Source organism: Sphingomonas sp. NFR15 (genome assembly GCF_900103265.1).
GTDB lineage: Bacteria > Pseudomonadota > Alphaproteobacteria > Sphingomonadales > Sphingomonadaceae > Sphingomonas > Sphingomonas pollutisoli.
Genome location: NZ_FMWX01000008.1, coordinates 213255 through 226070, shown reverse-complemented (window position 1 = coordinate 226070; position 12816 = coordinate 213255). Strand labels below are relative to the sequence as shown.

Sequence of the window (12816 nt, the reverse complement as noted above, 5' to 3'; positions counted from 1 at the left end):
CAGAGCTTTCGCGAGACGACATCCTGCAGCATCGCCTTGTCGAGGCTCAGATCAGCCACCAGCCGCTTGAGCTTGGCGTTCTCCTCCTCAAGCTGACGCAGCCGGCGCATCTCCGACGGCATCAGACCCGCGTACTTCTTGCGCCACGCATAGAACGTCGCCTCGCTGATCCCCGTTTTGCGGCACACCTCGCCGACGCTCGTCCCATCCTCCGCCTGCTTCAACACGAAGGCGATCTGCGCCTCCGAAAACTTCGACCTCTTCATCGCTCACTCCGCTTCCCTGGCCCTTCTCCATAACTGGAATTTTCCAGCTCAAAACGGCCCAAGAAACGGGCAGCAGGTCAGAAGGAGCCGGACTCTACCTCTAACTGGTAACAATCAGGGGAGCACGTCAGTCGCTACGCAGCCAGAAAACCGCGATTGACGCCGAGATTCGGAGGTTCGTTCCGTCTCGGGAGCCGGGCAAATGGTCGGGGGAGCGGACAGATGACAGCGACTTTGCTGGCTACCAACGATGCCTTGTTGGTCGGGGTGCACCGCGATCTGCAAATCGCCGTCGGACCGCGAGACTCGGTTACTGCCGATGTCGAAGTTGCCGTGGTGGGGATGTTCACCCGTGAATTGGCTTAGGGGCCAATCGGCGGGCTCTTACACTTGGATCGTACGATGGGAAACGCAGCGACCCGCCTGCGCCGAGATAGTGTTTTTCGCGCCGCCCCAGGCGAATTACTGGCTCTTTCATCGATTGCTCCGCCTATCAAGGCCTCGACAATTCTCCTCGTCGGTCTTGGTGATCCCGTCCACTGGACACCGGCCATCCTCGGGATGGCACTGCAGTCCGCGGCTAGGGATGTGCGTCGACGTTGCGCAAGTTCCGCAAGTTTCGCGCCAAGCCTGCTTGATAGCGGCATAGAGTTCAACGATCCCGACGTGATCGCTGAACAGATGCTCGGGGGCCTGTTTCAATGTGCCACCGCGCCGTCAAAGGCGGAGGCGAAGCTTTGGTTGTTCTGTGCTGACTCAGCGCGCCTGACGGCAACGCACGCTTCGTTGAGCCGTGCCTTTGTCAAATACGCTGCCTGCTGAACGAGGACTCCCAAGCTTGCAAACGCATTGAGGAGCGCCATAGGTGGTACCTCATTGCCCCGTTGAAAGTCTTGCCTTGTCTGCACTCGCAGCGATCCGCATTCTCATCGTCGACGATCACCCCTTCCTGCGCGAAGGCGTGCGCAGGGTCATTGAGACTCAGGAAGATATGGTCGTGGTCGGTGAAGCCGGTACGGGTGAGGCCGGCGTTCAGCAGCACGCGGCACTGCTCCCGGATATTGTTCTGATGGACCTTCAGATGCCGGGACTCAACGGAGATGAGGCAATCACTGAGATTCGGGCTCTATCGCCCAGAGCCCGTGTCATCGTCCTGACCACATACGAAGGCGACGCGCACGCCGTTCGCGCACTGCGCGCCGGGGCATCAGGCTATCTACTCAAGAGCAGCATTCGCAAGGAACTGCTGCAGGCGGTCCGCTCGGTTCATGCCGGGGGCAAGCACATCGACGCGCAGGTCGCGACCAACATTGCGATGTACATCGCGTCGGAAACCTTGACCGAGCGCGAAATCGCAGTGCTGTCGCTTGCTGCAAAAGGTAATCGGAACAAGCAAATAGCGTTTCAGCTCAGTATCTCGGAGGATACCGTCAAAGCGCATTTGAAAGCCATGTTCGCGAAGCTGGGTGCAGCCGATCGGACGCACGCTGTGACGTTGGCGGCCAAGCGTGGGCTGATAGAACTGTAGCACGCAAGTTACTCAAAAGAGGGTTATGCGGCTTACCCCACCGGGGTCGTTGCCGGCCTGAGCGGCACTACAGTCGCCAACATGTTCGAAACCCGGTCCGAACCGCAAATGACAGAACGTGCAGCCCGGCAGGCACCCGCCGTGCCCGCGAGTTCTCTGGTTCTGCACGCAACGGCGTGGCCCAGCGCGAGTTCGCATCAAACCACATCCCCTGAGCTGACGCATGGTGTGAGCGAATTACTCGCGCAGGTCCGGCGCTCCCTCGCACAGGGCCCGGAATCCGCGCATGCCTTTCTGGACAGGCTTGAAGCCATCCTCGCTGCCAGTGAACCGGCGGTCGACAGCATTCTTTTGCCTTCTATGCCTCCGGGCCCGCATGAGCGCAGAATCAGCAAAGGCGGGCTCGCATCATGGCAGGTTCGTCGGGTCAGCGAGCATGTGGAAGCGCGACTGACGGAGCCGGTGACTGTGGACGCACTGGCAAAGGTCGCGCAACTTAGCACCGGTCATTTCTGCCGCGCCTTCAAGGTGAGCGTTGGGGAGACCCCTCATGCCTTTCTGATCCGGCGGCGTGTGCGACGTGCGCAATCGCTGATGCTTCGCACCAGCGATCCGCTGAGCCAGATCGCCCTTGCCTGCGGTCTTACCGACCAAGCTCATCTCACTCGCCTTTTCCGGCGAATGGTCGGCGAGACACCACTCAGCTGGAGACGCAACTGGGCGCACATATTTCTCACGCCAAGCACCGGTCCTTAGTTCAGCGGGCGGTTCGAATTTCTCTCAACATCGAGGGGCGTCAGGTACCTGTGACCGCCATGGAAGCGTGGCTTCGACAGCGCGACCGCAATTAGGCGCGCTGCTGCCAGAAAGCTGCCCCCCGGTCAGCGGCAGGTTTCGGCGGAGGCCGCCGTTCAACACGCCGCCGACGAACGGCTGAAGGTGGTCGACAGCGGCCGGAACCCTGATCGACGTTGCTTGGGACGAAGCGGTCATCGGGCTGTGATAAGTTGAACATCCGCTATCGCCAGAAGCAGACATTCAGCTGTCAATTGCAAAGGCGCTGATACGAAGCGTGCCGCACATCAATGTGGAACCTCGGGCCCGAGCAACAGCCGCATCGTACGAAAATCGAACGTGTAGCTCCCCCTGGCCGTCAATGCGGGCTGTCCAAGATTGCCAAGAACGGGCGCCGTCTTGTCGCCCTCCAACGTCACGGCCACGTCTCGTTCGACGACGGTTGCCGCGCCTGCCGTGATCGCGATTTGGGGTTCGATTGCCACGTCGCCTTCGGTGCTGCCACCCAGGCCGAACGTCGTGTCTCGCTTGCTCGACCAGAGGCGCGCGCGATCGGCGAAGCGGGTAGCATAGCTCGCGTGGAGGCTGCTTCGGTTTGCCCCCGTGTCGATGCTCATCAAGCCCGTGCGCCCCGCGATCTCCACTTCGGCCACTGGTGTCAGTTGTTTCATGTAGAGCGTCGCCCCAGACCTGAGCAACGGTGCCGCTCGATCGATCGCAAACGTGCCGTCGGCATCGATCCGAAACCGCCCGAGCTGCGCGAGCGCAGGGCAGCCGAGTATCGCGTCGATCTGATAGTTGCCTAGCGGAGACCGGATGAACAATGCGCTGTCCGGTACGACGATCGCAACTAGATTCCGAAGGGTCACACCGCCAACCGGAAGCCTGTGTATGACAGCGATTCGTGTTGGAACCGAATGTCCCGTCAATCCCACCGCGCGTGCGCCGGTATCGCGAACCGCCAATCGCATCCGGCGGGCCGCACTCTCGGTTACAACGGAAAGGTTGGCACCCGTATCGATATTCCACGAGAACGTGACGCCGCGCACCGTCAGATCGACATTCTGCGTGCCCAGCACATTACGGTAACTGCGCAAGGTTGCGGAGCTGCTGCCTGTTGCCTTGAGTCCGGACACGCCGCACAACACCGCCGCCGTTCCGAGCGCCTCACGCAGATCGGCAAGCTCGCCGGGATCGACGGGCTCGCCATGGGCCGCGAGCCACCGCACGATCAACGCATGTTGCTTCCTGTACGCGCCCTGCCGCGCATAGGAGTCGAACAGCGCCTCGAATGCGGCATGTGCCCGGGGAGAATGCGTCTGTTCCAATATCGCCAAGCATCGCGGGAGCGATTTCGACACTTCGTCGAGACGGTTGTCGCGGGTCGCGATGATCCCCTCCACCGCGCAGCGCTCGGCGCCCTTCGGCATCGCCTGCGCCAGTATCCGCGCCTCGGCCATGTCCCATCGCGCAAGCGCGGCGTCGATCGGCAGCAGGTTCTCGGCTGGCGAGGCGGCATTGGGGGGCGTCGCGGCGGCAGCCGCCAAGGCAAGAATGGCCTGCACCACCATGCCGTGGCCTCCCAATCCCAGTCCGATCACGCTGCCATGGCCTTGGCGCGGCGACGCACGCCGCTGATCGTCAGCGAAACCGCGGAGACCAGGAAGTAGAAGGCGCCAAATGCCGCATAGGGTGCAATGTCGGCAATGCTGACCGGGGCGGCGCCCGCGGCCTTGCCGAGCATGTGTGCGCCGGCCAAGCCGGACTGGGCACCGCTCAGGGTCATCGCCCATTGCGCGCCATAGGATTTCCAGCGCCGCACGCCGGTGAGGAGCTGGAACAGGCCGGAGAGGACCGCCCACACGCCGAAAATCTGGAGGACTGCGTGCATGCCGTGCGGCAGGGTCACGGCGACCATGACGGCGGTCACGATGCTGACGACGAAGTTGAGCATCTGGCTCTTGTTTCGCGTCAGGCCGCCGCTCCGGCGGGCGTCGAGATAGTTGGCCAGCGCGTCCCAGGCGGGATAGGCGACGAGCATCACTGCGGCCAATGGCGGCATGGTCCTGGCAACGGCGAAGGCGAGGATGACCCAGATCGCAGCGACGGCGAAGCGCAGGTAATAATAGGTCTTGAGCCAGTCGCGTTCCGGGGACTTCGCGTCGGTGATGGTCTTCATGGCGTGGTTCCTTTCTGTGATGCAGGCGCACGTCTCCCGCCCGGCAAGCCGGGTGGCTCGATCGTCGGTGGTTCAGGCAGCGTGCGGCCGGTGATCGGCCGCGCGGGTGATGGCTAGAGGCGGAAGCGTTGCGGCAGGCACCAGCGCGCCACGGACACCACGGCGGTGCACCCGACGCTGTACCAGACCACCACGTAGAGGGGGTCGTTGAACGGACAGCAGAACGCGAAGACGAAGGCGCCGCAGGTCCCGGCGGCGATGCCGCTCGCGAGCGCGCTCAGCCCGGGCTGGGTCGGCGCCGCCCGGCGCATCAGCGCCCCGAGCAATGCGAGGATCGGCAGCGAGAGCACGAAGATCGAGGTTGCGCACCGCACGCCGCTCGCCGGGTCGATACGGTCGAGCAGCCCCAGCTCGCCCATGCCCGCGGGCGTGACGAACGCACCGCCGACCATGGCCAGCACCGCGAGCGCGCAGGCGAGCATCAGCCCCTGCCGTGGCCGTGCCGTGGGCGAAAAGGATCGGACCGCCAGCACGCAGGCAGCCAGGGCGAGGACGCCGAGGCTCGCTACCCGCCACATCAGATGGGGCGCCCAACCCATATGGTGCATGTCGGCGCGCATCAGGCCCGTAGCCGGGGCAAGGGCGAGTTCCATCCCGCACAGCGCGAGGAGCAGCAGGCACTCGCGGACCATGCTGCGCCGCCGGACCGGTGCGAGGTCGGACGACAGGTCGAGGATCAGGGCTTCATTCGACATCGGGGGTCTTCTCGATCAATGCCGTCAGGCGGGCGAGCCCGCGGTGGATGTTCATCTTCACGGCCGACGGGGAGAGGCCGGTCTGGGCCGAGGCTTCGTCAATGCTATAGCCCTGCACCTTGACCAGCAGGATCGCCTGGGCCTGGACCGGACGGAGCTGGTCGAGCAGGCTGGCGAGGACCGAGCTGCTGACCACCGCCGCCTCGTGATCGCCGGTGGCGATTGCGTCGGGCAGTTCGTCCGCCGAGCGGCGCGCCAGGCTGCGCAGCTGGTCCACCCATTTGTTCTTGGCGATCGCCGCGAGCCAGGGGGCGAAGGGATAGCGGGGATCATAGGTGTGGCGCCGCCGATGGATCGCGAGCAGGGTTTCCTGGACGGCATCGTCGACCTCACCGGGCGGCAGCCGCCGCTCGAAATAGCGCGTCAGCCATTCGGACGTCTCTCCCAGCAGCCGCCGATACGCGCCGCCGTGTCCGTTCTGGGCCGCTTCCATCAGGCCGCTCCAGCTGTCGGGCGCCATGCCGGCAGGCCGCCCGCGCGCGGACCGCGGCGCCCCCGAGGGCGGCCTTGAGATGAGTCTCGAAAGAAAGTCCGGGCGCATGAATCCTTATTCGCCCGCGACGTGATGCCGGTCACTCTGCGTCGAACTTTTCTGCCGCAGGGTGTACCCCGCCCCGGCAACGCGTAAGGACAGACCATGGAGTGGAGCGACGTCCGTATCTTCCTGGCCGTGGTGCGCGCCGGCACGCTGGGCGGCGCGGCGCGCGCGCTGCGCCTCAGCCATCCCACCATCGGTAGGCGGCTGCGCGCGCTCGAGGCGGCGACCGGCCAGACGCTGTTTCAGCGCACTGCCGAGGGGCTTATCCTCACCGAGGAGGGAAGCGCCATCGTGTCGCTGGCCGAGCAGATGGAAGAAGGCGCGCTGGCGATGGAGCGGCGGCTTGCCGGGCAGGAGCGAAATCTGCGCGGCTGCCTGCGCATCTCCTCGGCCGACTGGTTCGGTGCCTATGTCCTGCCCCTGGTCGTCTCCGACTATACGCGCGCGCATCCGGACGTCGATGTCGAGATCCTGACGGGCACGCGCCTGTTCAGCCTTGCGCAGCGCGAGGCGGACATTGCCTTCCGGATCGTGCCCTTCGACACCTCCGACATCGTCCAGCGACGGCTCGCCCGGCTGCACTACGGCGTCTACATTGCCGCGAGCGCGCCCGAGCCGGTGTTCGGCGACGGCACCGGCTTCCGGCTGATCACCCATGATACCTCCACGGGCCATTTCCCCGACATCGCCTGGCTCCTGGAAAGCTTCCCCAACGCGACCACGGTGATGCGCTCGAACAACCGCAACGTACAGGCGCGCATGTGCAGACAGGGGATCGGCATCGCCGTCCTTCCCCGCGCCGTCGGCAGCCAGACCCCGGGCCTGCGCCGGCTCGACCTGCCGGAGGCGCCGCCGAGCCGGGATATCTGGATGGGCTATCATCGCGACCTGAAGCATCTGCAGCGCCTCCGCGCGTTCATCGCGGTGCTGGACGAGCACCTGCGAGAGGTTGAGCCGGGCTAGCCAACAGGACGAACGGCCTTTCCCGGTAGGAGAGATCCTTGATCCGCCGGAGCCCAAGCTTTTCGGCAAGCTTCAGCGAGGCAAGGTTGACGGGCTCGACCAGGCAGGCGACGCGATTATGGGGCGTGGCCTGTGCCAGCCAGCGCAGAAGGCCGGTCATCGCCTCGAACGCCAAACCCCGCCCGCCGACTTCGGACGAGAAGAGCCACGAAGCTTCGGGCACGCTGTCGAGCATCGGATCGACGCCACGCCTGAAGAAGCCCGCACCGACTTCGCCCACGACCCGGTCGCTCGTCCGTTCGACGACGGCGAGCGTGCCGAAGCCGAAGAAGCTCCAATGGCCCGCGCAGCGCAGCACCCTCGTCCAAGCGGCTTCCTCGGAATCGGGGAGATTGCCGATGAACCTGCGCACGTCGGGATCAGCCGACAGCGCCAGGATCGCCGGCACGTCGCGGGATTCATAGGGACGCAGGAGGAGCCGCTCGGTGTCGATCATAGGGGGTCCTGGAAGAAATGGGTCGACGGCCTCAGCTGTCGCGCAAGCAGGTGCGGACGAAGCGGACGAGCTCGCCGCTCAGCTCCAGATCCTCCGGCGTGCCGCCCAGGAAGCCGCCATGCGGCATCGCCTCGAAGACGTGAAGCTCGGCGGGTACCCCGGCCTTCCGCAGCGCGCGATGCATGCGCACGGTATTGGAGAGGAACAGGTCGCGGGTGCCGGATTGGAGCAAGGTCGGGGGCAGGCCCGCCAAGTCGCCGAACAGTGGGGATAGCGCGGGATCGGACAGGTTGGCGCCGTTGGCATAGAGCAGGTTCGCCGCGCGCAGCGGCAGCGGCAGCATCAGGTCCACCAGGCGGTTCACCGCGAAACTGTCCCCGGACTCGGTCAGGTCCACCTCGGGGGATAGCAGGACGAGACCGGCGGGCATGGGAAGCTCCGCCTCCCGCGCCCGCAGCAGCATGGCGACGGCGAGGTTGCCGCCTGCGGATCTGCCGCCGATCACCACGTCCGAAGGCTTGTGACGCTCAAGCAGATGGACATAGGCCGCCAGAGTATCGTCCAATGCCGCAGGATAGGGATGCTTGGGCGGCGTCCGATAATCGACGCCGTAGCAGCGCACGCCGTGCAGGTCCGCCTGCATCTGCGCGCCGAGCCGGCACGCCTCGCCCCCGCCAAATACCAGCGCGCCACCGTGCAGATCGAGATAGGCCCCGTCGGCGATGGTTGCGGTATCGGGCGTGGCGACGTGGATAACCGTGTCGCAGAGTTGGACGGTTTCGACGCTGGCGCGCAAACTGCCGGCAAGCCCCTTGATGCCGGCGGCATAATGCGCATCCACAGCCGCCTTGATCCGGATCCAGCCATCGTGATCCTCGGGACCGGGCATCGGGTGCTTGGCATTGATCGGCATGCCCTCGGCATCCACGAGGCGGTCCAGCGCGGCGCGCGCCTCCGCGCTGATCGATTGGGGAGCGGGCAACACCCGGGCGGGCAACCGCACGCCGAAGCTTTGTTCATCCATGAGCGCGAACCTCGATTCGTTGGTTTTCCGTGTCTTACAACGAGGATTCAGGCCCCTGCCCCGCTCTCCTCAATCCTCGTCCTGCCACCTGCGCAGATCGGTCTGGTCATGATAGGCCATGCGATCCGGCGTGGTGATGAACTCCATGGTCGTGCCCCAGGGCATGCGGCAATAGCAGACCTTGTTGCCCGGACCTTTTTCAGTCGCATAGGGGATGGCGCGCGGCGGCGTCAGCGGGGTGCCGCCCGCCTTCTTGAAGCGCGCGACCGATGCATCGATATCATCGGTGTAGAGCGCGAAATGGGTGATGCCGAAGTCGCTCGCGCGGATCGGCTGCGCCTGTTCGGGTCCATGCATTTCGAAGAGCTCGATATCGGGTCCGGTGCCGATCTTGACCATTGCCTGCGCGCGAACGACCGTCCCTGGGAACGCGCCCACGGCGCGCTCGAACTCGGCCCCCTGTCGCGGCGGATCCTGCGGGCCGAACGACTGGTAGATCAGCTGGGCGCCAAAGGCCTCCGCCAGGAAGGCTTTGGCGGCTTCGATGTCGGGCACCGTGATGCCGATATGATTGACGCCGCGAATGACGGGTGCGGTCATGACGTTCTCCTTCGTTTCTGGCTCGATTGCGTGCGGGAATTGGTGCGAGCGGAGGTCCAGCCAGGTTTGAGGAAGTCGATCAGCGCGGCTGCGACTTCCTCCGGCCGCTCGTCGGCGACATAATGGCTGCACCGCGCGATCGCGCCGCCGGTCACCTTGGTGGCGAACTCCTCGAGCATCGGCACCATCCGCGCGCCGAAGCGCTGGTCTCCGCCGAGGCCGAGCACCGGCATCTCGAGCGGCTGCTTCTTGTACGCGAGCGCGGCGTCGTGGTCGGCGTCGAGCGTGCGATACCATTCCATGCCGCCACGGGTGCGGCCGGGAAGCGCTATCGCCCTCGCATAGATCTCGATGTTTGCCGGATCGAAGCGGCTGTGATCGTAGAAGCGCTCGGCCATGAAGGTCGAAATATAGTCCTGTTCCCGGCCATGGATCAGGCGTTCGGGCAGGTCGCGGGCTGCATGGAAGCCAAAATGCCAGAGACTTGCGGTCGTCGCCTCCCACTGGCTCCAGCCCGGAAGCGGTACATCGAGAACCGCCAGATGGGTGACGGCCTCGCGGTGGAGGGCTGCCTGCGCCAATGCGACCATGCCGCCGATATCGTGCCCGCACACGGCGTAGCGCGCGTGCTCAAGGGCAGCCATCACCCCGTGCGCATCACGCGCCATCGTGGCCTTGTCATAGCCGCCCTGCGGGCAGTCGGAAAATCCCGCGCCGCGCAGATCGATCGCCACCACGCTGAAATGCTTGGCGAGCAGCGGCATCACATGGTGCCATTCCCACCAGGTCTCCGGCCAGCCGTGGAGCAGCAGGATCGGTGGGCCGGAGCCGCCGGTGACGGCGTTGATCTTGATGCCGTTCGCCGGCACCAGTTGCTGGGCAAAGCCCGGCAGTGCTGCGATCATGATCGCTCTCCCATAGGATAGGATGTTCAAACGGAGCGCTGCCCCGCGCTCAGGCGCGATCGAAATCGGTGGCGATCGTGATGTCGCGCCAAGCGTCGATGTCGCGACGGAAGGCCGCAAGCTTCCGCTCGGCGATCGCGTGCGCCGCAGGACCGAGCGGCAGGTGAAGCGGCGCGTCCTCGGCGTCGACCGCCTGCAGGATCACCGCGACCGCCTTGTCCGGATCGCCTGCCTGGTTGCCGTTGCCCGTGTCGCGATACTGCTTGCGCGAGCTCGCGGCATATTCGGGCATTGCGTTGGCCGCCATGGCGATGGACCGGCCCAGAAAATCGGTGCGGAACGGCCCGGGTTCGACGATCAGCACGCGGATGCCGAATGGCTTCAGCTCGCCGGCAAGCGCCTCGGAAATGCCTTCCACCGCGAATTTGGCGGCATGGTAATAGCCCCCGCCGCCCCGTCCCTCGATTCCGGCGCCCGACGACATGTTGACGATCACTCCCCCCGCGCGTCGCAGGACCGGCAACGCAGCCTTGGTAGTCTCGATCAGCCCGAAGACGTCGACTTCGAACATCGGCCGATATTCCTCGGGCGTGGCTTCCTCGATCGCGCCGAACAGCGCGTAGCCGGCATTGTTCACGAGCACGTCGAACCCGCCGAAGGCGTCGACCGCTTGCGCGACGACTGCCCTGGCTGCCGCCGGATCGGTCACGTCCAGCGGCAGGGTGAGCATCCGACCATCGAACGGCTCGGCCATTTGCGCGATCGCCTCGACGTTGCGCGCCGTAGCGATGACCCGGTCGCCGCGCCGTGCCGCGGCAAGGGCAAGCCGCTGGCCGAAGCCGCTCGAGCAGCCGGTGATGAGCCAGGTTTTCATGACATACGCTCCACTGGTTTTCAGACGATGACGGCACGCCGCTCAGAGCGGCTGCAGGACGCTGCGCTGGGGTTGGACGGCGGTGACGATGGCGACGTCCGCCATGACCCGAGCCGTCTCCGGTGCCTGGAGCGCGGCTTCCATGGCCGCCATGTCTCGGAAGTTGACGACGCCCACGGCGATCGGCCCGGCGCCGTCCGCTTGCGGGAAGAAGCCAGCCGCGCTGATGAGACCATAAGGCGCCCAACTTTCCCGCACGAGCGGGAAGTGCACGTTGATCCAATGATCGCGGTCGAACGGCGTGTCCGCATCGCCCGCATAGGTCACCAGCATCGTGATCATCCTCGAGTCCTTGTTCGCGAGCACCCGAACCTCCCGCGGCAATCTGCTACCGCCTCGAGTTCGATCGACTCCTTTCCGACGATGACGGCAATTTAGATGCTTGAATTTGTTCTTGAACGGCCAGCATTGCACGCTTGCCGTTCAGATTTGTGCGGGTGGTCAGAGGGCTAGGGCCGGCGGCCTTCGCAGTCCGATGTCTGCCCGTCTCCGGGAGCGCAAATTCTTCAGGCCGGCCGTATACCACCATTGATGCCGATCATTGCGCGGACACTATCGATCTCCGGCGCCAGCGGTGCGAGCGACAGGTTTCGGCGGAAGCTGCCGTTGGAAGCGCGACTGCCGAGCGACGCGTTTTGGTCGACTGCCGCCGGTCGTCCTGACGGGGCGGAGGTAAAATTTACCGGCCATTCCCAACCGCCTTCGAAACTGTCGGCTTTCAGCCAAGCCGGACGCGTCATTCGCAGGCAAAGACCTCGCCAGAAAGGCCTTCTCAAACGAATGGGGATTGTTAGGTCCCGGACGCAGTTACGGTCTCGATGATGAAGTCGAGAAATACGCGCACCTTTGCCGGCGGAAGGCGCCGAGAGGGAAGATAGGCGTAAAGCGGATATCGCTCAGCCGACCATTCGGGCAGGATTTGCACGAGTTCACCGCGTCGCAGCCACGCATCCAAGCCGAGCGCCAGACTCTGGAAGATGCCATAGCCTGCAGCACAGGCCTCGATCGCGGTCGATGGGTCGTCTGTCGTCATCCGACCGCGCACATCGACGTCGATCGCCTGACCATCCTTTGAGAACTCCCATTCGAACGGCCGGCCGGTCTGCGGGTCCCGGAACAGGAGCGCTTCGTGGTGCAGCAGATCGTGTGGGCTCTGCGGCGTGCCATATCGATCGAGATAGGCTGGTGCTGCGCAAGTCAGTACGCGCGTGTCGAGCAGCTTGCGCACAATGAGTGATTCGCCGTCGGCGGGTCCAAACCGGACGGCGACATCGGCGCCCGCCATCATGTCCTCGCGGTGGTTGCTGACAAGCAGGTCGATCGACACCTGTGGGTAGCGAGCGAGAAACGCCGGCAGCCGCGAGGCAAGCACCATCCGCGCGAACCAGGGATCGACGTTGATCCGCAATTTGCCGCTCACCGTCGCTGCAGCACCGGCAGCGTCGATCGCGGCCTCCTCTATCGATGCGAGCAGCGGCATGATCTGGGCGTGGAACCGCCGTCCTTCGTCGGTAAGCGTAACGGCCCGCGGCGAACGATCGAAGAGTCGGATGCCGATGCGCACCTCAAGCCGCGCGATGGCGCGACTGACACCCGACGGTGTTAGCCCGAGCACGTCTGCAGCCCGCGCGAAATTTCCTGTTTCCGCTACTGCGGCCAGCACGCCGACTCCGGTCAATATTCGCGTATCGAAGCTCATAGCTCCCGTCTCTATGGTGATTCCATGTCACTGTAGAGGTGATAGTTATGCGCGCAGAGCATCTCCAACAGAAG

General features: G+C 64.8%; 17 protein-coding genes. 5 read left to right on the top strand and 12 right to left on the bottom strand.

Annotated elements, in window-relative coordinates:
- Positions 1 to 266: transposase (locus BLS81_RS17525; RefSeq protein WP_066693748.1), on the bottom strand; the 266-nt coding region annotated here is incomplete at its 3' end.
- Between the two features lie 222 nt (positions 267 to 488).
- Between BLS81_RS17525 and BLS81_RS20875 the strand changes: the two genes are divergently transcribed.
- From BLS81_RS20875 to BLS81_RS21175, 4 genes are all read left to right on the top strand, one after another.
- The gene (locus BLS81_RS20875) at positions 489 to 632 is read left to right on the top strand and encodes a hypothetical protein (protein ID WP_176787232.1); all 144 of its coding nucleotides are present in this window, start codon (positions 489 to 491) and stop codon (positions 630 to 632) included.
- A 36-nt stretch (positions 633 to 668) separates the two neighbouring features.
- On the top strand, positions 669 to 1088 hold the full coding sequence (locus BLS81_RS17520) for a M17 family peptidase N-terminal domain-containing protein (RefSeq protein WP_093225796.1): 420 nt from the start codon (positions 669 to 671) through the stop codon (positions 1086 to 1088).
- A 76-nt stretch (positions 1089 to 1164) separates the two neighbouring features.
- Positions 1165 to 1794, top strand: a complete 630-nt coding sequence (locus BLS81_RS17515) for a response regulator (protein WP_093225795.1) — start codon at positions 1165 to 1167, stop codon at positions 1792 to 1794.
- Positions 1795 to 1875: 81 nt separating this feature from the next.
- Positions 1876 to 2550 carry a helix-turn-helix domain-containing protein gene (locus BLS81_RS21175; protein WP_256326314.1) on the top strand — a complete coding sequence of 225 codons (675 nt, stop codon included), beginning with the start codon at positions 1876 to 1878 and terminating at the stop codon, positions 2548 to 2550.
- A gap of 326 nt (positions 2551 to 2876) precedes the next feature.
- On the opposite strand, the gene BLS81_RS17505 is transcribed toward BLS81_RS21175, so the two are convergent.
- The 4 genes from BLS81_RS17505 to BLS81_RS17490 all read right to left on the bottom strand — a co-directional run bounded on the left by BLS81_RS17505 (position 2877) and on the right by BLS81_RS17490 (position 6043).
- Positions 2877 to 4160: a pepsin/retropepsin-like aspartic protease family protein gene (locus BLS81_RS17505; RefSeq protein WP_093225793.1), complete on the bottom strand. Its 1284-nt coding sequence runs from the start codon at positions 4158 to 4160 to the stop codon at positions 2877 to 2879.
- 26 nt (positions 4161 to 4186) lie between these two features.
- On the bottom strand, positions 4187 to 4768 hold the full coding sequence (locus tag BLS81_RS17500) for a DUF308 domain-containing protein (protein ID WP_093225792.1): 582 nt from the start codon (positions 4766 to 4768) through the stop codon (positions 4187 to 4189).
- Positions 4769 to 4881: 113 nt separating this feature from the next.
- On the bottom strand, positions 4882 to 5523 hold the full coding sequence (locus tag BLS81_RS17495; RefSeq protein ID WP_093225790.1) for an NrsF family protein: 642 nt from the start codon (positions 5521 to 5523) through the stop codon (positions 4882 to 4884).
- The gene (locus BLS81_RS17490; RefSeq protein ID WP_256326313.1) at positions 5513 to 6043 is read right to left on the bottom strand and encodes a sigma-70 family RNA polymerase sigma factor; all 531 of its coding nucleotides are present in this window, start codon (positions 6041 to 6043) and stop codon (positions 5513 to 5515) included. The genes BLS81_RS17495 and BLS81_RS17490 overlap by 11 nt, the downstream gene beginning before the upstream one ends.
- A gap of 177 nt (positions 6044 to 6220) precedes the next feature.
- Here BLS81_RS17490 and BLS81_RS17485 point away from each other — a divergent pair, with 177 nt between their 5' ends.
- Positions 6221 to 7084 (top strand): LysR family transcriptional regulator, encoded by an 864-nt coding sequence (locus BLS81_RS17485; protein ID WP_093225788.1) that lies wholly within the window; start codon positions 6221 to 6223, stop codon positions 7082 to 7084.
- Here the strand turns inward: BLS81_RS17485 and BLS81_RS17480 are convergent.
- The 7 genes from BLS81_RS17480 to BLS81_RS17450 form a co-directional block, all read right to left on the bottom strand.
- A complete protein-coding gene (locus tag BLS81_RS17480; protein WP_093225787.1) occupies positions 7038 to 7580 on the bottom strand; it encodes a GNAT family N-acetyltransferase in 543 nt (180 codons plus the stop codon). The genes BLS81_RS17485 and BLS81_RS17480 overlap by 47 nt on opposite strands.
- 31 nt (positions 7581 to 7611) lie before the next feature.
- Complete coding sequence (locus tag BLS81_RS17475; protein WP_093225785.1) at positions 7612 to 8604, bottom strand: alpha/beta hydrolase; 993 nt, start codon at positions 8602 to 8604, stop codon at positions 7612 to 7614.
- Between the two features lie 69 nt (positions 8605 to 8673).
- A complete protein-coding gene (locus BLS81_RS17470) occupies positions 8674 to 9204 on the bottom strand; it encodes a VOC family protein (protein ID WP_093225784.1) in 531 nt (176 codons plus the stop codon).
- Positions 9201 to 10109: an alpha/beta fold hydrolase gene (locus tag BLS81_RS17465; RefSeq protein WP_093225782.1), complete on the bottom strand. Its 909-nt coding sequence runs from the start codon at positions 10107 to 10109 to the stop codon at positions 9201 to 9203. The genes BLS81_RS17470 and BLS81_RS17465 overlap by 4 nt, the downstream gene beginning before the upstream one ends.
- 49 nt (positions 10110 to 10158) lie before the next feature.
- Positions 10159 to 10983: an oxidoreductase gene (locus BLS81_RS17460; protein WP_093225781.1), complete on the bottom strand. Its 825-nt coding sequence runs from the start codon at positions 10981 to 10983 to the stop codon at positions 10159 to 10161.
- A 42-nt stretch (positions 10984 to 11025) separates the two neighbouring features.
- Entirely contained in the window at positions 11026 to 11325 is a 300-nt protein-coding gene (locus BLS81_RS17455) for an EthD family reductase (RefSeq protein ID WP_093225830.1), read from the bottom strand.
- 508 nt (positions 11326 to 11833) lie between these two features.
- Positions 11834 to 12742: a LysR family transcriptional regulator gene (locus BLS81_RS17450; RefSeq protein ID WP_093225780.1), complete on the bottom strand. Its 909-nt coding sequence runs from the start codon at positions 12740 to 12742 to the stop codon at positions 11834 to 11836.
- Between the last annotated feature and the right edge of the window lie 74 nt (positions 12743 to 12816).

Excerpts from the sequence above, each read along its gene's own strand:
- BLS81_RS17455 (WP_093225830.1), bottom strand. The coding sequence starts at position 11,325 with ATGATCACGATGCTGGTGACCTATGCGGGCGATGCGGACACGCCGTTC.
- BLS81_RS17485 (WP_093225788.1), top strand. The coding sequence starts at position 6,221 with ATGGAGTGGAGCGACGTCCGTATCTTCCTGGCCGTGGTGCGCGCCGGC.
- BLS81_RS17495 (WP_093225790.1), bottom strand. The coding sequence starts at position 5,523 with ATGTCGAATGAAGCCCTGATCCTCGACCTGTCGTCCGACCTCGCACCG.
- BLS81_RS17460 (WP_093225781.1), bottom strand. The coding sequence starts at position 10,983 with ATGAAAACCTGGCTCATCACCGGCTGCTCGAGCGGCTTCGGCCAGCGG.
- BLS81_RS17520 (WP_093225796.1), top strand. The coding sequence starts at position 669 with ATGGGAAACGCAGCGACCCGCCTGCGCCGAGATAGTGTTTTTCGCGCC.
- BLS81_RS17480 (WP_093225787.1), bottom strand. The coding sequence starts at position 7,580 with ATGATCGACACCGAGCGGCTCCTCCTGCGTCCCTATGAATCCCGCGAC.
- BLS81_RS21175 (WP_256326314.1), top strand. The coding sequence starts at position 1,876 with ATGTTCGAAACCCGGTCCGAACCGCAAATGACAGAACGTGCAGCCCGG.
- BLS81_RS17490 (WP_256326313.1), bottom strand. The coding sequence starts at position 6,043 with ATGGCGCCCGACAGCTGGAGCGGCCTGATGGAAGCGGCCCAGAACGGA.
- BLS81_RS20875 (WP_176787232.1), top strand. The coding sequence starts at position 489 with ATGACAGCGACTTTGCTGGCTACCAACGATGCCTTGTTGGTCGGGGTG.
- BLS81_RS17475 (WP_093225785.1), bottom strand. The coding sequence starts at position 8,604 with ATGGATGAACAAAGCTTCGGCGTGCGGTTGCCCGCCCGGGTGTTGCCC.
- BLS81_RS17450 (WP_093225780.1), bottom strand. The coding sequence starts at position 12,742 with ATGAGCTTCGATACGCGAATATTGACCGGAGTCGGCGTGCTGGCCGCA.
- BLS81_RS17500 (WP_093225792.1), bottom strand. The coding sequence starts at position 4,768 with ATGAAGACCATCACCGACGCGAAGTCCCCGGAACGCGACTGGCTCAAG.
- BLS81_RS17505 (WP_093225793.1), bottom strand. The coding sequence starts at position 4,160 with ATGGTGGTGCAGGCCATTCTTGCCTTGGCGGCTGCCGCCGCGACGCCC.
- BLS81_RS17465 (WP_093225782.1), bottom strand. The coding sequence starts at position 10,109 with ATGATCGCAGCACTGCCGGGCTTTGCCCAGCAACTGGTGCCGGCGAAC.
- BLS81_RS17470 (WP_093225784.1), bottom strand. The coding sequence starts at position 9,204 with ATGACCGCACCCGTCATTCGCGGCGTCAATCATATCGGCATCACGGTG.